This is a genomic window from Camelimonas abortus (assembly GCF_042432745.1).
Taxonomy (GTDB): domain Bacteria; phylum Pseudomonadota; class Alphaproteobacteria; order Rhizobiales; family Beijerinckiaceae; genus Camelimonas; species Camelimonas abortus.
Genome location: NZ_JBHLWR010000006.1, coordinates 1,366,091 through 1,384,531, shown reverse-complemented (window position 1 = coordinate 1,384,531; position 18,441 = coordinate 1,366,091). Strand labels below are relative to the sequence as shown.

Sequence of the window (18,441 nt, the reverse complement as noted above, 5' to 3'; positions counted from 1 at the left end):
GACCGCACAGGAACGCCCGGGCGAGGCCCGGGCGTGACGGCGCGGAAGCGAAGCGGCGGGCCGGCGGCGCGTCAGTTGAGGATCAGGCCGCCGTCCACCGGGATGGTCTGGCCGCAGACATAGGCCGCCAGCGGAGAGGCCAGGAACAGCGCCACGCCGCCCATGTCGGATGGCAGGCCGAGGCGGCCCATGGGAATGCCGCGCAGGGCGGCCTCAAGCCGCTTCGGGTTCTCGGTGGTCACCTTGGTCAGCTTGGTGTCCACCAGGCCCGGCGCGATGCCGTTGACGCGGATGCCGTCCGGCGCCCAGGCCTCGCCCAGGGTGCGCACCAGGCCCACCGCGCCGGCCTTCGAGGCGTTGTAGGCCGGGTTGCCCTTGGTCGAATGGAAGGCCGAGGTCGAGCTGATGATGATCAGCGAGCCCTTGCTGGCGGCCAGCATGTCGTGAAATTTCATGCTGATGGCCATCAGGCTGTTCAGGTTGATGTCGATGACCTTCTGGAAGCCGTCCATCTGGAACTCGCCGCGGCGGTAGATGACGTAGCCCTGCGACTGCACCAGCACGTCCAGCCGGTCAAACGGCGGCTGGTAGGCCTCGATGGCGGCGAAGTCGGCCACGTCCATCTGCGCGTAGTGCAGGCCGGTGAGGTCGCAGCCATCGTCCTTCGAATAGTCGGCGGCGCTGGCGCGGGTGCCCCACACGTAGACGTTCGCACCCTTGGCGCGGAACGCCTGGGCGATGCCGTTGCCAATGCCGCTCGAGCCGCCAACCACAAGCACGTTCTTTCCGGTGAAATCGAGTTCGCTCATCCTGGCATTTCTCCCCATTGCGCGACTGGCGGCCGCCTCTGCGAGGCCTGCCGGCGTCCGGCGATACTTCAATCAAGCGTTTGGTTGCGTCAAGGCGGGGCGAGCCATGCGTCACAGGCATGGCGATGCCGGCCGGCGTCGTCCGCCATGCGTCCGCAGGCGCTTGTCCGCTGCGTCAACCTGGGCCAGGTTCCCGGCCAACGCGGCCGCGCCCACATGACGGCCGCCTGCCCCGCCGTCCGCCGGGCGGCGGGGAAAAAACTGTCCAGGAACACCCAGGGGGTACATCGCATGTTCAGCAGGCGTTCGCTTCTGTGCGCCGGCGTGGCCGGCGCGCTGGCCGCGGCCATGTCCGCATCCATGGCCGTGGCGGCGGAGAAAAAATATGGTCCGGGCGTCTCCGACACGGAGATCCGTCTCGGCCAGACCATGCCTTACAGCGGCCCGGCTTCGGCCTATGGCCTGCAGGGCGTGGTGCAGCAGGCCTTTTTCAGGGAGCTCAACGAAAAGGGCGGGATCAACGGCCGCAAGATCAACCTGATCTCGCTCGATGACGCCTACAGCCCGCCCAAGGCCGTGGAGCAGACCCGCAAGCTGGTGGAGAACGAGGAGGTTCTCGCCATCTACGGCTCGCTGGGCACGCCGAGCAACACGGCGATCCAGAAATACCTGAACAGCAAAAAAATCCCCCACATCCTCATCTCGACCGGCGCGTCGAAGTGGAACGACCCGTCCCGGTTCCCGTGGACCACGCCGTTCTTCCCGCTCTATGACGTGGAGGGCGAGATCTTCGGCCGCTATGTCGCCGAAAATTACCCCAACGCCAAAATCGCCATCCTGTCGCAGAACGACGACTCCGGCCGCGACTATGTGAAGGGCTTCAGGGCCGGCCTTGGCGAAAAGACCGCCAACATCGTCAGCGAGGCCACCTATGAGGTGACCGACGCCACCGTCGACTCGCAGATGGTGAAGCTGAAGAACTCCGGCGCCGACGTGTTCTTCCTGATGGCCACGCCCAAGTTCGGCGCCCAGGCCATCCGCAAGAAGCATGAGCTGGGCTGGAACCCGGTCACGGTGGTGGCCAGCGTCGCCGCCTCCATCGGCTCGGTGCTGAAGCCGGCCGGCTTCGAGGCCGCCCAGGGCCTGATCACCGCCGCTTTCATGAAGACCCCGGGAGATCCGCAGTACAATGACAGCCCGGACATGAAGGAGTACGCCGCGTTCCTGAAGCGCCACAACCTGGAGCAGCACTTCCTCGACACCAATGCGGTGCTCGCCTACATCTCGGCCACGGTGCTGACCCGCGCCCTGCAGAACGCCGGCGACGACCTGACGCGCGAGAACGTGCTGAAGCAGGTCGCCAACCTGAAGATCACCGACGCGCCGCTGCTGCTGGACGGCGTGATCGTGGAGACGGCGCCGGACAATTACAGCGCCTTCAACACCCTGCGCCTGCAGCGCTTCAAGGGGGAGAGCTACGAGCTGTTCGGCGAGCCGCTCACCGTCAACCGCCGGAAGTGACCGGGCGCCGCCCCGGGGCTGGCGTGAGGAAAGCCGGGCCGTCTGGCCCGGCTTTCGTGTTTTCGTGGCCGGCTGCGCCCCGCGGACGTCCCGGCGCGGGCGGGCGCGGCGGCGCCGTCCCGCCGGGCGGCTGCGACGCATCATCGATTGACCGGAGCGCGTTTTGCCAGCAACCTGAACGACGTGGACCGGCGCCGCCGGTCCTTGCTCCGCTTCCGTCGGCACGGGGCGGGGCGCGACACGGCGAACAAACAGGGCCGGTCGCTCAGGGTGGAACCGCTGGAGGGAATGATGATCCGCAGACGCGAGCTATTGCTTGCGGGCCTGGCGACGCTCGCCGGTCCGCATGTCTCCTTCGCCGCCGGGAAGAAATACGGACCCGGCGTGTCCGACGCCGAAATCCGCATCGGCCAGACCATGCCCTACAGCGGGCCGGCCTCGGCCTATGGCGTGCAGGGCGCGGTGGAGGTGGCCTATTTCCGCCGCCTGAACGAAAAGGGCGGGATTAACGGCCGCAAGGTCAACCTGATTTCACTCGATGACGCCTACAGCCCGCCCAAGACGGTGGAGCAGACGCGCAAGCTGGTGGAGAACGAAAACGTTCTCGCCATGTACGGCACGGTCGGCACGCCCACCAACACCGCCGTGCACCGCTACCTGAACCAGAAGAAGGTGCCGCAGATCCTGATCTCCACCGGCGCCTCCAAGTGGAACGATCCGAAGAATTTCCCGTGGACCACGGCCTTTTTCCCCCTCTATGACGTCGAGGGGGCGATTTATGGCCGCTACATCGTCGAGCACACGCCCAACGCGAAGATCGCCATTCTCTCGCAGAACGACGACGCCGGCCGCGACTATGTGCGCGGCTTCAAGGAAGGCCTCGGCGAGCGGGCGAAGGACATGGTGGTGGCCGAAGCCACCTATGAGGTGACCGACGCCACCGTCGACTCGCAGATGGTGAAGCTGAAGAACTCCGGCGCCGACGTGTTCTTCCTGATGGCCACGCCCAAGTTCGGCGCCCAGGCCATCCGCAAGCGCCACGAGATGGGCTGGAAGTCGGACATCTATGTGGTGAGCGTGGCCGCCTCCATCGGTTCGGTGCTGAAGCCGGCCGGCTTCGACGCCGCCCAGGGCGTCATCACCGCCACCGCCATGAAGACCCCCGGCGATCCGCGCTGGAGCGACAGCCCAGACATGAAGGCCTACGCCGCCTTCATGAAGGATGCGGGCATGGAGGGCATGTTCAGCGACAGCAGCGCCGCCCTCGGCTACCTTTCCGCCACGCTGCTGCACCGGGTGCTGGAATCGTGCGGCGACGACCTCACCCGCGAAAACCTGATGCGCAAGGTGACCAGCCTCAATTACGACGACCTGCCGATGCTGCTGCCGGGGGTCAACATCCGCACCACGCCGGAGAATTACAGCGCCTTCAACACGCTGATGCTGCAGCGGTTCACGGGCGAGGGCTACGAGCTGTTCGGCGAGCCGGTCTCGGCCCGCAAGGCCTGACCGCGCCGCCGTTTTCTCCGCGCCGGCGGCGGGGCGCGTCGCCGGGGGAACCATGCCAGGCCAGGCGGCGCGGATGGCCCGCGCCGCCGGCGACGTCAGGGAGGACATGACGGATGAACCGTTTCGCCAGGATCGTCGCGACCGCAGCCGGCGCCTCCATGCTCGCGTTCGCGGCGATCACCTCCGCGGCGGCGCAGAAAAAATATGACCAGGGCGCTTCCGACACCGGGATCCGCATCGGCCAGACCCTGCCGTGGAGCGGACCGGCGTCGGCCTACAGCGTCGAGGGCCAGGTGCAGCGGGCTTTTTTCCGGCGGCTCAACGAGAAGGGCGGGATCAACGGCCGCAAGGTCGTCTATATTTCGCTCGACGACGCCTACAGCCCGCCCAAGACCGTGGAGCAGACCCGCAGGCTGGTGGAGGACGAGGGCGTTCTGGCCATTTTCGGCGCCGTGGGCACCGCCACCAACACGGCGATCCACAAATATCTGAACGCCAGAAAGGTGCCGCAGATCCTCATCCTCTCCGGCGCGTCGAAATGGAACGATCCGGAAAACTATCCGTGGACCATGGCGTTCTACCCCCTCTACGACATGGAGGGGCAGATTTACGCGAAGCATGTCCTGCAGACGAAGCCGGACGCGAAGATCGCCATCCTGTCGCAGCATGATGACGCCGGCCGCGACTATGTGCGCGGCTTCAGGGAGGGGCTCGGCGAGCGGGCGAAGGACATGGTGGTGGCCGAGGCCACCTATGAGGTGACCGACGCCACCGTCGACTCGCAGATCGTGAAGCTGAAAAACTCCGGCGCCGACGTGTTTTTCCTGATGGCCACGCCCAAGTTCGGCGCCCAGGCCATCCGCCGCGCCCATGAGCTGAACTGGAAGCCGACGATCTATGTGGTGAGCGTGGCCTCGTCCATCGGCGGCGTGCTGAAGCCGGCGGGGCTGGAGGCTTCCCAGGGCGTGATCACCGCCGCCACTTTCAAGACGGCGCTTGATCCAATGTGGGACGACAGCCCGGACATGCAGGAATACATCCGCTTCATGAAGGAGGAGGGGCTGGAGGGCCACATCACCGACCGCTCCGCCGCGCTGGGCTATGTCTCGGCCGAGCTGCTGCGGCGCGTGCTGGAGCGCTGCGGCGACGAGCTGACCCGCGAGAACGTCATGAAGCAGGTCAGCAATCTCAATGACAGCGACCTGCCGCTGCTGCTGCCGGGCGTCACCGTCAACACCACGCCGGACAGTCTCAGCCCGTTCGGGGCGCTGCGGCTGCAGCGGTTTGAGGGGGAGAGCCGGGTGCTGTTCGGCGAGGCCATCGCCGCCCGTCCCGGCGGCGGGACGAAGGCGCCGTGATGGCGGCGCCTCCGGACGGCCCCGTCCGGAGCGCGCCTCCCGCAGCAGAGAGGCGTGATTGCGGCCTGCGGGCGCGCAGAAGCGGCGAGTCCGCAGGCAGTCCTTTCGTACTGTTTGCGCACGACCAGATATTTTTTGCCGGATGACTGATATATTCCGGCGTTTCCTGGACCTTTTTCCAATGTCATCTGCTGTTTTGTCGCCGTACCATCGCCGGCGCGACCGGTGATGACGGACGGGCGGGCGGGCGTTCCTGAAGAACAGCTGCGAGGCGCGGCGTCCGTTCTGGCGGGGCGTCGCCGCCAGCCCCAGCTCCGTCGCGGCCGGCGCCGGGAGGACATCTGCGACTGAGGAGCACGGCTGATGACGGTTAACCGGCGGGAATTTGCGATTCTTGCGGCGACGGCGCTTGGGTCCGCGGCGCTTCCGGGCGTTCCGGCGCTGGCCCAGGGCCGCGGCAGGTACGGGCCAGGAGCGAGCGACACCGAAATCCGCATCGGCCAGACCATGCCCTACAGCGGCCCGGCTTCCGCCTATGGCGTGCAGGGCGTGGTGCAGGCGGCCTATTTCAGGAAGGTCAACGAGAATGGCGGCGTTAACGGCCGCAAGGTCAACCTGATCTCGCTGGACGACGCCTACAGCCCGCCCAAGGCCGTCGAGCAGGTGCGGCGCCTGGTGGAGCAGGACAACGTGCTGTTCATTTACGGCAATGTCGGCACGGCCACCAACACGGCGATTCACAAATACCTGAACCAGCGGAAAATTCCGCAGATCCTGATCTCTACCGGCGCCTCCAAGTGGAACGACCTGAAGAACTACCCGTGGACCATGTCGTTCTATCCCTCCTATGACATGGAGGCCCACATTCTCGCCCGCTACATCCTCACCGAGAAGCCGGACGCGAAGATCGCGGTGCTCTACCAGAACGACGACTTTGGCCGCGACTATCTCAACGGCTTCAGGCATGGCCTTGGCGAGAAGGGCGTGAAGCAGATCATCGCCGAGGCGACCTATGAGGTGACCGATCCCACCATCGACTCGCAGATCGTCAGGCTGAAGTCATCGGGCGCGGACGCGATGTTCACCATCACCACGCCCAAGTTCGGTGCCCAGGCCATCCGCAAGATTTACGAGCTGGACTGGAAGCCGCTGCACGTCATCGTTTCGGTGTCGGCCTCCATTGGCGGCGTGCTGCGCCAGGCGGGCCTGGAGAAGGCCAGGGGGCTGGTGACCGCGGTGGCCTACAAGACGCCATATGATCCGCTGTGGAACGATGCGCCGGACATGAAGGAGTTTCTCGCCTTCATGGAGCAGGCGGGCCTGAAGGAGCGCGTGACCGAGGGCAGCACGGTGATCGGCTACATCTCGGCGGTGCTGCTGCACCGCCTGCTGCAGCGGGCCGGCGACGACCTGACGCGCGAGAACATCATGAAGATGGCGCTGAGCATTGACGAGCCGTCGCTGCCGATGCTGCTGCCTGGGGTGACGGTGAAGACCACCCCGGACAACGCCGACGCCTTCCGCAACCTGCGCCTGCAAAAGTTCAACGGCGAGAGCTGGGTGCTGCAGGAGGAGCTGTCCTCCCGGTGAGCCGGGGACGCCGCTTCGCTGGCGCCGCCGGCCGTGACCGCAGGGGCCGCCGTTCAGGGCGTCGCCGCGTCGCCCGCCGGGTTGACGCACGCCCGGCGCGCGCCCCGGCATACGGACGCCGGGCGGGCCGGCGCGTGGCCCCGTGGCGGCGGGCGCTTTCGCCCCCCCGGCGCAGGCTTCGGGCGCGGCGGACCGGCCTCCGGCCTGCCGCGGCCACGCTCCAGCCCGTGCTTTCCCCAGCCAGCCGGCGGCCGGCGTCCATTTGCCGGTTGATATCGGCCGCTCTTTGCTTTCCCATAACAAACAAACGTTAGGCCGGTTGCCGGACAGCGCCCGCCCGTGGCCGCGTCCGCGCCGGCTGGCGACACGCAACAACCGGAGGCGACGCCGCGCGAGCGCCGCCCCAGGGGGAGCAAACGATGGGTTGGATCATCAGCGGCGAGCGCCGCATTGAGACCGCGGAACTGCTGCAGCGCGCCGCCCGCGCGGCCACCGGCTTCCGTCAGCTGGGCGTGCAGCCCGGCGACACCGTCGCCGTCTACCTGCGCAATGACTTCGCCTTCTTCGAGGCCAGCATGGGCGCCGGCATGGTCGGCGCCTATTCGGTGCCGGTGAACTGGCACTACACCGAAAGCGAGGCCCGCTACCTGTTCGGGAACAGCGAGGCCAAGGTCATCGTCATCCACGCCGACCTGCTGCCGGGCATTCGCGGCGCCATCCCGGAGGGCGTGCCGCTGTTCGTGGTGGAGACCCCTCCGGAAATCCGCGCCGCCTACAACATTCCGGACGAGCGCTGCGTCATGCCCGAAGGCGTGACCCGCTGGTCGGACTGGCTGGAGCAGTTCCCGCCCGCCACCGAGCAGCTCGAGGCGCCGGGCTCCATGATCTACACCTCCGGCACGACCGGCAATCCCAAGGGCGTGCGCCGCGCGCGGCCCACGCCGGAGCAGGCCCTCACCACCCAGACGGTGCTGTCGCGCGCCTTCGGCTTCTACGGCCGCACCGATCTCGGCGACCTCGTCACCGTGGTCACCGGCCCGATGTATCACTCGGCGCCCAACGCCTACGGCACGCTGCTCGCCAGGCTGGGCGCCAACGTCATCCTGCAGCCGCGCTATGACAGCGAGGAGCTGCTGCGGCTGATCGAGAAGCACCGCGTCACCCACCTGCACATGGTGCCGATCATGTTCAACCGCCTGCTCCGCCTGCCGGAGGAGGTGCGCAGCAAGTACGACGTCTCGTCGCTGCAGTTCGTGGTGCACGCCGCCGCGCCGGTGTCGCCGCCCATCAAGCGGCAGATGATCGAGTGGTGGGGCCCGGTGATCAACGAGTACTACGGCACCACCGAGACCGGCTCGGTCACCTTCTGCACCAGCGAGGAGTGGCTGAAGTATCCGGGCACCGTCGGCCGGCCGTTCCCGGAGTCGACGGTGAAGATCCTCGACCCGCAGGGCAACGAGCTGCCTCCGGGCGAGATCGGCGAGGTGGCGGCGCGCACTTTCGGCATCGCCGACTTCACCTACCAGCTTGACGACGAAAAGCGCGCCAGCTCCGAAAAGGGCCGCCTGATCCTGCCCGGCGACGTCGGCTACTTCAACGAGGACGGCTACCTGTTCCTCTGCGACCGCGCCAAGGACATGATCATCTCCGGCGGCGTGAACATCTATCCGGCCGAGATCGAGGCGGCGCTGCAGCGCATGCCGGGCGTGGCCGACTGCGCCGTGTTCGGCGTGCCGGACGAGGAGTACGGTGAGTCGGTGATGGCGGTGGTGCAGCCGGCGCCGGGCGCCGACCTCACCGAAGAACAGGTGAAGACCTGGCTTCGCGGCGAGATCGCCGGCTTCAAGGTGCCGAAGAAGGTGGAGTTCCGCGCCGACCTGCCGCGCGAGGACAGCGGCAAGATCTTCAAGCGCAAGCTGCGCGAGCCCTACTGGGCCGGCGTGGGACGCCAGATCTGACCAGCCTCCGGGCCGTCGCCGCAGGGCGGCGGCCCTTCTTGCATGCGCCGACGCAGGGAAACAACGCCAGTGACTGACGCCAGCACGCCCGCCGTGACGGTCGAAAAGACCGCCGGCCACATCGCCATCGTCACCATCAACCGGCCGGAGGCCCGCAACGCCGTGAACGGCGCCGTCGCACGGGGCCTGGAGCGCGCCGTGCGCGAGACCGAAGCCGACGACGACGTCTGGTGCGTCATTCTCACCGGCGCCGGCGACCAGGCGTTCTGCGCCGGCGCCGACCTCAAGGAAGTCGCCGCCGGGCGGCGCGAGAGCATCTCCACCCCCGCCGGCGGTTTCGCCGGATTCGTGCACATGCCGCGCGCCAAGGCGTGGATCGCCGCGGTCAACGGCTTCGCCCTGGCCGGCGGCCTCGAGATCATGCTCGCGTGCGACATGGCCGTGGCCTCGGAGAAGGCCGCCTTTGGCCTGCCGGAGGTGACGCGCGGCCTGGTGGCGCTGGCTGGCGGCGTTTACCGCCTGCCGCGCGCCATTCCCCGCAACATCGCCCTCGAGCTCATCGCCACCGGCCGGCGGCTGGACGCGAAACGCGCCGGCGAGCTCGGCCTCGTCAACCATGTGGTTCCGCATGAGCGGCTGCGCGCGGCGGCGCTGGAGCTGGCGGAGGCCGTTTGCGCCAACGCCCCGGTGGCGGTGCGCGAGAGCCTCGCCGTGGCCCGCCGCGCCCATGACCTCTCCGACGCGGACCTGCGCCGGCTGGGCGAGGAGGCGGCGGCGCGCAACGCCGCCACCCTGGACTTCCTCGAGGGGCCGCGCGCCTTCGTCGAAAAGCGCGCGCCGCGCTGGCAGGGGCGCTGAGCCGTCCCGCGGCGGCCCGCCTCCCGGGAGGCGTCGTCCCCATGGCGCGGCCGGCGACACGTCATGACGCACAGGAACGGGCGCCCGCCGCGGCGGGCAGACCCGCAACGGCAGGGAGAAAACGCAGGTGAAACGCTTTGAGGGCAAGGTCGCGGTCATCACCGGCGCGGCGTCCGGCATCGGCCGCGCCACCGCGCAGCTGTTCGCCGCCGAGGGCGCGAAGGTCGTCGCCGTCGACAGGCCGGAGTCCGTCATCGCCACGGTCCATGCGGGCGAGCCCAACATTGTTCCGCTGGCCAGGAGCGTCACGGACGACGACGCGCCGCAGGCGATGCTGCAGACCGCGCTCGACCATTTCGGCGGCGTCGACATCCTGTTCAACAACGCCGGCGTCAGCGGCCGCTGGCTGGCGGAGGAGACCACGGACGAGGACTGGCGCCGGGTGCTGGAGGTCAACGTCACGGCGCAGTTCCGGGCCTCGCGCGCCTTCATTCCCGCCCTGCGCGAGCGGGCGCTTCAGAAGGGCAGGGCGCGCATCATCAACACCGCCTCGGTGATGGCCTTCGACACCGACATTGGCCTGGCCGCCTACACCGCCTCCAAGCACGCGGTGGCCGGCCTCACCAAGACCCTGGCGCTGGAGCTGGGCAAATACCGCATCACCGCCAACTATCTGCTGCCCGGCGCCATTCACACCGGCATGACCGGCGCCTCCTTCTCCAATCCGGAGATCGCCGCCATCTGGGCGAAGAAGGCGGCGCTGCGCCGCCTTGGCCAGCCGGAGGACATGGCGCGGGCGGTGTTCCTGCTCGCCTCGGACGAGGCGGACTTCATCACCGGCCACGGCCTCGTCGCGGACGGCGGCCTGACCCTGCGCGCTTGAGCCGGCGCGGGGCCCGGCCCCGCGCCATGCCGCAGGCCGGCGGAGGGCTTCCGCGCCGCCGGCCACAGCCCGGAGAATCCCCCATGGCCCAATGGAAAATTGGCGACATCACCGTGACCCGCGTGGTCGAGCTGGCCGCGACCGGCGGCAGCCGGTTCATCCTGCCGCAGGCCACGCCTGAGGAAGTCATGGCCATCGACTGGCTGCGTCCGCATTTCGCCGACGATCGCGGCCGGCTGAAGATCGCCGTGCAGACCTTCATCGTCGAGACCCCGGACGCGCGCATCCTGGTGGACACCGGCCTCGGCGCCCGCAAGCAGGGGCGCAAGGTTCCCCACTGGAACGACCGCGCCGACCCGTTCCTCGACTGGCTGGCGCAGGCCGGCGCGCCGAAGGAGACGGTGGATCTGGTGATCAACACCCACCTGCATGTGGACCACGTGGGCTGGGACACCGTGCTGGAGGGCGACGCCTGGGTTCCCGCCTTCCCGAAAGCGCGCTACGCCATGAGCCGCACGGACTTCAACTACTGGCGCGACCAGCAGGAGGACGCCGAGCACCGCGCCGTGTTCGACGATTCCGTCGCCCCGGTGGCGGCGGCCGGTCTGGTCGATCTGGTGGACGACGGCCAGGAGATCGCCCCCGGCGTGTTCGCCGTGGCCACGCCCGGCCACAGCATCGGCCACATGAGCATCCTGCTGCGCTCGAAGGGCGAGGAGTTGCTGCTGGGCGGCGACGTCATGCATCATCCCTGCCAGATCGCCCGGCCCGAGTGGTCGTCCACGGCGGATCATGACCAGGCGGCCTCGGCGCAGACGCGCCGCAGCCTGTTCGCCCGCCTGGCCGACGCCGGCACGCCGGTCATCGGCGGCCATTTCACCGCCGATGGCCGCGGACTCATCAGCCGCGACGGCGACGGCTTCCGGCTGGATATCGTGTGAGGCCGGCGGGACCGGCGGAGGGGAGACGACGATGGCGAAGCGCGAACCGGAGCGGAGGCGGAGGGCGGCGCTGGCGGGCGGCCTCGCCGCGGCGATGCTGGCGGCGGCGTCGCCGGCGGCCCTGGCGCAGGACTGCGCCGGCGGACCGGACCTTTCCCGGCCGGATGAGCTGGCCACGGCGAAGGTGAGCGCCGCCCGGGCCCATTTTTACCGCGGCGGCCCCGGTTGCCCCGCCTTCCGCAAGACCTGCCGGGAGACGGCCTATGTGGTGGCCGGCGACCGGGTGATCGTCTCGGGCTCCGCGGGCGATTTCGTCTGCGCCCACTACGTCGCCAGCCGCCGGCGCGCCGGCGTGACCTTGCCGGAGATCGTCCGCTCCGGCTGGCTCAGCGCGGCGGAGCTGACGCCGGAGCCGGCCGCGGTTCCGGCCGGGCCCGACGCCTGGACCGGGACGTGGCGGCGCGTCGAGGCGCAGATCCGAATCGCGCCGGGCAGGGACCCGGGAACGCTGGCCGTCGCCGGCGAGGCCACGTTCGGCGGGCTGGATCCGGCGCGGGTGAAGCGCGGGGCGGTCAATACCGGCGAATTTTCCGGCGAGGCGCGGCCGCAGGGCGGCGGGCTCTCCTTCGCCGTCACCGCAGACGGCTTCGCCCCGGCGGAGCGTGGCGACGAATCCAGCTGCAAGGTGTGGCTGCGCCGCGTCGGCCCCTGGCTGCTGGCCGAAGACAACGGCCTGTGCGGCGGCGCCAATGTCTCCTTCCGCGGGCTTTACAGCCGCGCGAACTGACCCCCGCGGCAAAATCTTCGCGCCGGACGGCGCCGGCGCGGGGCCCGCTCCAGAGCGACAGGCGCAACGTCCGGTGAGGCAAAGAAAAAGGGCCAGTGTCGCCCCGACGACATCTGGCCCGAGACGCTCGCCGGGAAGCTTCCCCTTGCAGGCAAGGCCTGCCCCCTGCTTCGCAACCCGGTTCGCGCATGGCCCGCCGGACAAGCCCCCCTTGCCCGGCCGCCAGTCAGCATGTTTCCGGTTCTGAAACCGGCGGGGCCATAAGTCTGGCCGCGCCGCCATGGCCGGAACGGCGCCTGACTGGTGGTCAGCATCGCCTGGCGCGGGGCGCGACGAATTGATCCAGATCAAATCCCGGCGATTTTTCGGGACACATGTCCCTTTTGTACGTCCGCGGCCGGCGCGGCCGCGACGCGGGGGAGACGCGGGGAAAAAGAGGGCCAGACGCCCCCGATGGCGTCTGGCCCTGGACGTGATCCGGATTCGCCCCCCGCAGCATGGCTGCGCCCCAATGCGGTCCGGTCACGTCTGGCGATCCGGGCAGTCCCCCAGCCCTGGTCGCCTTGGCGGCGGCGGAGCGGCGCGGGCGCCGTTCCGCCGGTTCCGTGGTCCGGCGGCCCCGGCGCGGGCGCGGGCCGCCGGCGGGCGCGTGTCAGAAGCGGTAGGTGACGCCGGTGGACACCAGCCACGGGTCGAGGTGGACCTTGCCGTACACCACGCCGTGGTCCAGCTTCACGTCGGTCTTCAGGAAGATCTTCTTGACGTCGACGTTGAAGCCCCAGTGCTCGTCGATCATGTAGTCAAGGCCGGCCTGCAGGGCGAAGCCGAAGCTGTCCTTCAGGCGGAAGGAGCTGAACGGGCCGCGGGCGCGCTCGTCGAAGAACACCGTGTAGTTCACGCCGGCGCCGACGTAGGGCCTGAACGCGCCCAGACCGGTGAAGTGATACTGCAGCGTCAGGGTGGGGGGCAGCAGCCAGGCCTTGCCGACCGGCGTGCCGGCGATGGAGCCCGCGCCCTTCACCCTGTGCGGGGTGACGCCCAGGATCAGCTCGGCGGCGAGGTTCTTCGTGAAAAAATAGGTGATGTCGAGCTCGGGAACGACGGAGTTCGACACGTCGACATTGGCGCCGGGCAGGCGCTCGCCGGCGGTGTAGAGCTTCGCCTCGTCGCGCGGAACCACGAGCAGGGCGCGGGCGCGCACCATCCACGGATTCCACTGCTGCACGACCGGGGCTTCCGGCGCCTGGTTCCGGGCCGGCAGGTCGGCGGCGAAGGCCGGCGCGGTGAGGGCGGTGGCGGCCAGAAGGCCGGCGAGAAGGCCGGCGCGGGCGAAAGTCGGTTTCATCACAAGCTCTCTGCTACGTCCCCGGCGTCCGGCGCGGCGGCCGTCGGCCGGTGAAATATCCTGTCGGTCGCGACGCGCGTCGCGGGCGCGGGCGACGCCGGACTCTCCGGCCTTTCCTGCGGGGCGCGCCCCACAGGAAAGGCCGGCGGGCGGGCCCTGGCGGAGGCTCCCCCCGGACGTCCGGGCGAAGGTCCGCGCCGTCGCCGCCCGCGCAGGGGAGAAAACGCCAGGAACGGCGCCCATGAATTGATCAGGATCAACTCCTGGGCGCCCGTACGGCCGGAACCGCCCATTCCCGAACCGGATGTTGCCAAATGGATACAGTTCCGGCGGCGGGCCGGAGCGCGCGCCGGCGCCACGGCCGGCTTGCGCGGCGCGGATGGCGGCGAATCGGCGGCGGATTCCACGGTCAGGCGGGGGGACGCTGCGTCTGCGCGTCCGGAAGCCTGGCGATCTTGCGGGAACGTGCGATTTTGTCGTGGTCGCGTGATCGTGCCCGGGCTTGAGCGGGTCTGCGGGCGGAAATTCCGTGAAAACCGGACGCAAGCCAGGTTAGAATGATTCTGGCCAGCGGAGGGGCCGCCCCGGTCGCGGCGGTCCGGCCCCGGGAAAGGCGCCCGCTGGCGTTTGCGCGAGATGTCCATGAACCAGCCAGTCCACACCGCGTCGCGCGCCGAACCCGAGCCCTGCTGCGGATGCCCCGTGCGAAGGCGCGGCGTGTGCGACTGCCTGGGCGACGATGAGCTGGCGCAGGCCGCCGACCTGTCGCGACGGCTTGTCTATCGCGCGGGGCAGACGCTGACGCCGGAAGGGCTCGCGCCCGCCGGGGCCGGCGGCGACGGCGCTCCGGGCGGTTGCGTGTTCAACGTGCGCAGCGGCATGGCGCGGCTGGCGCGCACCCTGCCGGACGGCCGCCGGCAGATCGTCGGCTTCGCGCTGCCGGGGGATTTCATCGGTTTCGACCCTGCGGCCCGACCTGTCTGCGCAGTTGAGGCGGTGACCGACATGGCGGTGTGCGCCTTCTCGCGCCGCGCCTTCCTGGCGCTGGCCGGGCGGTTGCCGCACATGGGCCGGCGGCTGCACGAGCTGGCGGTGGAGGAGCTGGCCTGCGCCCGCGAGCAGATGGTGCTGCTGGGCCGGCGCACGGCGGAGGAGCGGCTGGCCTGCTTCCTGCTGCTGCTTGACCGGCGCTGGGCGGAGATCGCCGGCGGGCGGGTCCGCCAGCAACCCGAGACGCCGCTGCCCATGAGCCGGCGCGACATCGCCGACTATCTTGGCCTCACCATCGAGACCGTCAGCCGCACCTTCCGCCGCCTGGCGCAGCAGCAGGCGCTGGTCATCACCCCCGCCGGCGTGCGCATCCGGGATCCGGAGCGGCTGCGCGAGCTCGCCGCCCTGTAAGCCGCCCGGCAAACGGCGCCGCGCCGTGCGCCCGGGAGTCCCGGCAGGCGCCGGCGCCCTGTCCGCGGCCCTGCGCCGGCGCCGTGAGACGCCCGCCTGGCGGCGGACAGGCCGGCGCGGCCTCCAAAGGCGCCAGCGCCAGCGCCCGCCCGGCGGGGCGGGCGGGAGCGGCGGCGCAGGCGCGTGACGCTGGCCTTAACGCGAGATCGGGTCGCCCATCAGCTCCCACGACTTGCCGTCATAACGGCCCATGATCATGGCGTTGAACGGCGAATAGTCGGTCGGGGTGATGCCGTAGGTGATCCCCGGCAGCAGCGCGGGCGCGGTCTGGCCGGCGAGGTTGGTGGCGTGCTTCAGCACGTTCTCGCGGGTCAGCTCGTCGCCGCACTTCTCGAGGATGCCGGCCATCAGCACGCCGACGGAATAGCCGAGGAAGGCGATGTTGTTGTCCGGATCGATGTTGGGCAGGTGTTTGGCGCGGATCGCCTCCCACTCCTTCACCGCCGGATCGTCCTGCCAGCGCTTCTCGCTGATGTTCTTCACGTACTGGGCGCAGTAGAGGCCGCGCGTCGCCTCCTCGCCGGCCGGATTGATGATGGACGAGCCCGCCGAGGTGGAGATGATGATGTTGAGCTTCGGCTTCCAGTTGAGCTCGTGCACCTTCTTGATGGACTGGGTGGTGAACTTGCCCGAGCTGCAGTTGTAGAAAACGTCGGCGCCGGACTGCGACAGCTTCAGCATCTGCGAGTCGACGGTGGCGTCGGTGAGGTCATAGGTGGCCTCGGCCACCACGGCGCCGCGGTCGCCAAGCGCCTTCTTGAAGTAGTTGAGGTAATCGCGGCCGTATTCGTCGTTCTGCGACAGCACCGCGACCCTGGCGCCCGGCAGCTCCTTCGCGACGAAGTTGGCGAGGATGGTGGCCTCGATCGAGTAGAGCGGCAGGCCGGGCGTGGTCCACGGATACTGTTTGGGATCATTGAAGCGCGGCGCGCCGGTGTTGAGCAGCAGCTGCGGAATGCCCTTGCCGTTCAGGTATTTCTGCACGGCGACCTGCGGGGCGGTGCCGAGCGAGCCGAAGAAGGCGAGCACCTCGTCCTGCTCGACGAGGCGGCGGGTGGCCTCGACGCATTTGGGGGCGCTGTAGGCGTCGTCCAGCGAGATGAACCTGATCTTGCGGCCGTTGACGCCGCCCTTGGCGTTCAGCTCCTCGAAATAGGCGGCCTGGGCGCGGCCCACCGCGCCATAAACGGAGCCGGCGCCGCTGTACGGGATGGTCTGGCCGAGCCGGATCTCTGTGTCGCTGGCGCCGGGATCATATTTCTTGCCCTTTGCGATGGCGGGTCTGGCGAGCGCGGCGCCGGCGACGGCGGCCGCGCCCGTGACAAGAAACTGACGTCTGTCCACGGCATCCTCCTCTGACATGTTATTGTGGTTAGACCGCCTTATCAGGCGATAGGTCGTGCATGCTAAGCGTTCTTCCGGCGAAATAACAGGCTTATGATCACGATCCCGTCAGGAAATGACGACGGATCGGCCCATACTTTTGTATAATATGCAGTCTGCGCGTCCGGCAAGGCGGAATGTATACTTGGTCTTTATGGACTAGTCGAAACAGACTGTTTCTACCTGCCGTCCCGGCTCAGGTTCGGGGCGGGCGCGCACGCGCGCAGGCGCGCCGGCCGGGGAGGGGCGGGCTCTCGCGGGAATGACGGGGAGGCTGAAAACAAAAAACGCGCCCTGCGGCGCGTCGCACTGTCCGTAACTTTCACCAACCACCTGTGGTTGGTGCGGTCGAGAGGACTCGAACCTCCACCCCGTCTCCAGGACTAGCACCTCAAGCTAGCGCGTCTACCATTCCGCCACGACCGCTCGTGATCAACGCGCCTGGCCGTTTCTGGACCACCGTGAGGAGGGGTGGTCTTTAGCGAAAGTCAGCCGTCCGCCGTCGATGGCTGGGCATGTAACAGATGCTTCCGGTCCCGACAAGCGCCAGCTGTGAACAACTGCCGCGATCCTGTGGGTTGGGCGCGCAAGCGTCGCCGCGTCGAGGCGCCGGGCCGCGCCGTCGCCGCCATCCGCGTCTGCGGCTAGGGGGGCCGCTCCGGGCAGGCAGGGCGGAAGGGCGGGGGGCGCAGCGCCTCCGGGCGGGCCATGCGCGCCGCCCCCCTGACGCGGGTGGCGGGTCGCCGCGCCCGGGTGTAAAACCGCCCCCGCGCCAGAAACACCCGCTGGCGCCGGTCCGGCAGGAGGCGAATCCATGACGGTACAGACGGCTGGCCATGCTGGCGCCGCGCCCGCAGCGCGGCCGCGCCATCTCTTTCTGCCGGCGCCCGGTTCGCCGCCGGTGGAGTGGCGGATCAGCGACGGTCTCACCGCCTATGACGACGCCGTCGCCTTCATGGAGGAGCGCGCCGCCGCGATCGCCGCGGGCGAGGCCGGCGAGCTCGCCTGGCTGGTGGAGCATCCGCCGCTCTACACCGCCGGCACCTCGGCCAGGCCGGAGGATCTGGTGGATCCGGACCGTTTCCCCGTGCGCCATGTCGGGCGGGGCGGACAGTTCACCTATCACGGCCCCGGGCAGCGCGTGGTCTATGTGATGCTTGACCTCAGGCGCCGCCGCCAGGACGTGCGCGCCTTCGTCTGCGCCCTGGAGGAGTGGCTTGTCGAAACCCTGGCGGTCTTCAACGTCGCCGGCGAGCGGCGCGAGGGGCGCGTCGGCGTCTGGGTGCGCCGGCCGGAAAAGCCGCCGCTGCCGGACGGCTCCATGCGCGAGGACAAGGTGGCCGCCATCGGCGTTCGCCTGCGCCGCTGGGTGTCGTTCCACGGAATCAGCCTGAACGTCGAGCCGGACCTGGAGCATTTCTCCGGCATCGTGCCCTGCGGCGTGCAGGGCCATGGCGTCACCAGCCTCGTCGATCTCGGCGTGCCGGTGACCATGCCCGAGGTCGACCAGGCGCTGCGCGACCGCTTTGAAGCGGTGTTCGGCCCGACGCGCCGCGTCGCGCCCTAGCCGGCCGTCCGGTGACGGCGGCGCAGGAGGCGGCGGCGCGTCAGGCTGCTCAGGAACACCCCCCAGGACACGATGACCGCCGTCAGGCTCACGAAGGCGCATGCATGGAGGGCGGCGGATTCCGGCGCGCCTCCCCCAAAGGCCGCCGGGCAGGCGGCGGCGAAACCGGTCGCTCCGGCCGCGCTCAGCCCGAGACAGAGGGCGTAGGGCCTGTTCTCCGGTCGCCGGAACAGCATGTGCAGGCTGGCTCCGGCAGGAATAAGCGCGGCCAGACAGCCGATGCCGGCGACGAAGCTGTTCATGTCATCCTCCCGCTGGCGGACATCCTGACAGGCTGTTGATACCAGCGGCGCCTTTTTGCCGGTATCCCCGGCTGGTCACCGCCGCCGTCACGGAAATGCGGGCTTGCATTCGCCGTCTGATACGCTTCAGTACTGTGCGGCGCCCGCCGCGGGCAGGATGGGGAGGACA

Annotated in this window: 15 protein-coding genes and 1 tRNA gene; 11 read left to right on the top strand and 5 right to left on the bottom strand. The window is 69.2% G+C overall.

Going from position 1 to position 18,441, the window contains the following annotated elements; translation table 11 throughout:
• Positions 1-71 precede the first annotated feature (71 nt).
• Positions 72-809, bottom strand: a complete 738-nt coding sequence (locus tag ACFFJB_RS08345; RefSeq protein WP_376830779.1) for an SDR family NAD(P)-dependent oxidoreductase — start codon at positions 807-809, stop codon at positions 72-74.
• Between the two features lie 291 nt (positions 810-1,100).
• Here ACFFJB_RS08345 and ACFFJB_RS08340 point away from each other — a divergent pair, with 291 nt between their 5' ends.
• The 9 genes from ACFFJB_RS08340 to ACFFJB_RS08300 all read left to right on the top strand — a co-directional run bounded on the left by ACFFJB_RS08340 (position 1,101) and on the right by ACFFJB_RS08300 (position 12,214).
• Complete coding sequence (locus ACFFJB_RS08340) at positions 1,101-2,330, top strand: ABC transporter substrate-binding protein (protein ID WP_376830778.1); 1,230 nt, start codon at positions 1,101-1,103, stop codon at positions 2,328-2,330.
• A gap of 291 nt (positions 2,331-2,621) precedes the next feature.
• Positions 2,622-3,839, top strand: coding sequence for an ABC transporter substrate-binding protein (locus tag ACFFJB_RS08335; RefSeq protein WP_376830777.1), 1,218 nt, complete (start codon positions 2,622-2,624; stop codon positions 3,837-3,839).
• 113 nt (positions 3,840-3,952) lie between these two features.
• Positions 3,953-5,197, top strand: a complete 1,245-nt coding sequence (locus ACFFJB_RS08330; protein ID WP_376830776.1) for an ABC transporter substrate-binding protein — start codon at positions 3,953-3,955, stop codon at positions 5,195-5,197.
• A gap of 363 nt (positions 5,198-5,560) precedes the next feature.
• On the top strand, positions 5,561-6,787 hold the full coding sequence (locus tag ACFFJB_RS08325; protein ID WP_376830775.1) for an ABC transporter substrate-binding protein: 1,227 nt from the start codon (positions 5,561-5,563) through the stop codon (positions 6,785-6,787).
• 419 nt (positions 6,788-7,206) lie between these two features.
• Positions 7,207-8,745 (top strand): acyl-CoA synthetase, encoded by a 1,539-nt coding sequence (locus tag ACFFJB_RS08320; protein ID WP_376830774.1) that lies wholly within the window; start codon positions 7,207-7,209, stop codon positions 8,743-8,745.
• Positions 8,746-8,814: 69 nt separating this feature from the next.
• Complete coding sequence (locus tag ACFFJB_RS08315) at positions 8,815-9,603, top strand: enoyl-CoA hydratase-related protein (protein WP_376830773.1); 789 nt, start codon at positions 8,815-8,817, stop codon at positions 9,601-9,603.
• 127 nt (positions 9,604-9,730) lie between these two features.
• A complete protein-coding gene (locus ACFFJB_RS08310; RefSeq protein ID WP_376830772.1) occupies positions 9,731-10,486 on the top strand; it encodes an SDR family NAD(P)-dependent oxidoreductase in 756 nt (251 codons plus the stop codon).
• Positions 10,487-10,569: 83 nt separating this feature from the next.
• Entirely contained in the window at positions 10,570-11,427 is an 858-nt protein-coding gene (locus ACFFJB_RS08305) for an MBL fold metallo-hydrolase (protein ID WP_376830771.1), read from the top strand.
• Positions 11,428-11,458: 31 nt separating this feature from the next.
• Positions 11,459-12,214 (top strand): hypothetical protein, encoded by a 756-nt coding sequence (locus tag ACFFJB_RS08300; RefSeq protein WP_376830770.1) that lies wholly within the window; start codon positions 11,459-11,461, stop codon positions 12,212-12,214.
• A 652-nt stretch (positions 12,215-12,866) separates the two neighbouring features.
• Here the strand turns inward: ACFFJB_RS08300 and ACFFJB_RS08295 are convergent.
• Positions 12,867-13,559 (bottom strand): OmpW/AlkL family protein, encoded by a 693-nt coding sequence (locus ACFFJB_RS08295; RefSeq protein WP_376830769.1) that lies wholly within the window; start codon positions 13,557-13,559, stop codon positions 12,867-12,869.
• Between the two features lie 702 nt (positions 13,560-14,261).
• On the opposite strand from ACFFJB_RS08295, the gene ACFFJB_RS08290 reads away from it, so the two are divergent.
• The gene (locus tag ACFFJB_RS08290) at positions 14,262-14,960 is read left to right on the top strand and encodes a helix-turn-helix domain-containing protein (RefSeq protein WP_376830768.1); all 699 of its coding nucleotides are present in this window, start codon (positions 14,262-14,264) and stop codon (positions 14,958-14,960) included.
• A gap of 195 nt (positions 14,961-15,155) precedes the next feature.
• Here ACFFJB_RS08290 and ACFFJB_RS08285 read toward each other — a convergent pair whose 3' ends face one another.
• Positions 15,156-16,382, bottom strand: coding sequence for an ABC transporter substrate-binding protein (locus tag ACFFJB_RS08285; RefSeq protein ID WP_376830767.1), 1,227 nt, complete (start codon positions 16,380-16,382; stop codon positions 15,156-15,158).
• A 361-nt stretch (positions 16,383-16,743) separates the two neighbouring features.
• Positions 16,744-16,829: transfer RNA gene (locus ACFFJB_RS08280), tRNA-Leu, on the bottom strand.
• 388 nt (positions 16,830-17,217) lie between these two features.
• On the opposite strand from ACFFJB_RS08280, the gene lipB reads away from it, so the two are divergent.
• On the top strand, positions 17,218-17,970 hold the full coding sequence (gene lipB, locus ACFFJB_RS08275; RefSeq protein WP_376830766.1) for a lipoyl(octanoyl) transferase LipB: 753 nt from the start codon (positions 17,218-17,220) through the stop codon (positions 17,968-17,970).
• On the opposite strand, the gene ACFFJB_RS08270 is transcribed toward lipB, so the two are convergent.
• A complete protein-coding gene (locus ACFFJB_RS08270; protein WP_376830765.1) occupies positions 17,967-18,272 on the bottom strand; it encodes a hypothetical protein in 306 nt (101 codons plus the stop codon). The genes lipB and ACFFJB_RS08270 overlap by 4 nt on opposite strands.
• Positions 18,273-18,441: the final 169 nt, after the last annotated feature.

Bases quoted from the DNA above. Each gene is read 5' to 3' on its own strand.
- ACFFJB_RS08345 (WP_376830779.1), bottom strand. From the start codon at position 809: ATGAGCGAACTCGATTTCACCGGAAAGAACGTGCTTGTGGTTGGCGGC.
- ACFFJB_RS08340 (WP_376830778.1), top strand. From the start codon at position 1,101: ATGTTCAGCAGGCGTTCGCTTCTGTGCGCCGGCGTGGCCGGCGCGCTG.
- ACFFJB_RS08335 (WP_376830777.1), top strand. From the start codon at position 2,622: ATGATCCGCAGACGCGAGCTATTGCTTGCGGGCCTGGCGACGCTCGCC.
- ACFFJB_RS08330 (WP_376830776.1), top strand. From the start codon at position 3,953: ATGAACCGTTTCGCCAGGATCGTCGCGACCGCAGCCGGCGCCTCCATG.
- ACFFJB_RS08325 (WP_376830775.1), top strand. From the start codon at position 5,561: ATGACGGTTAACCGGCGGGAATTTGCGATTCTTGCGGCGACGGCGCTT.
- ACFFJB_RS08320 (WP_376830774.1), top strand. From the start codon at position 7,207: ATGGGTTGGATCATCAGCGGCGAGCGCCGCATTGAGACCGCGGAACTG.
- ACFFJB_RS08305 (WP_376830771.1), top strand. From the start codon at position 10,570: ATGGCCCAATGGAAAATTGGCGACATCACCGTGACCCGCGTGGTCGAG.
- ACFFJB_RS08300 (WP_376830770.1), top strand. From the start codon at position 11,459: ATGGCGAAGCGCGAACCGGAGCGGAGGCGGAGGGCGGCGCTGGCGGGC.
- ACFFJB_RS08295 (WP_376830769.1), bottom strand. From the start codon at position 13,559: ATGAAACCGACTTTCGCCCGCGCCGGCCTTCTCGCCGGCCTTCTGGCC.
- ACFFJB_RS08285 (WP_376830767.1), bottom strand. From the start codon at position 16,382: ATGTCAGAGGAGGATGCCGTGGACAGACGTCAGTTTCTTGTCACGGGC.
- lipB (WP_376830766.1), top strand. From the start codon at position 17,218: ATGACGGTACAGACGGCTGGCCATGCTGGCGCCGCGCCCGCAGCGCGG.
- ACFFJB_RS08270 (WP_376830765.1), bottom strand. From the start codon at position 18,272: ATGAACAGCTTCGTCGCCGGCATCGGCTGTCTGGCCGCGCTTATTCCT.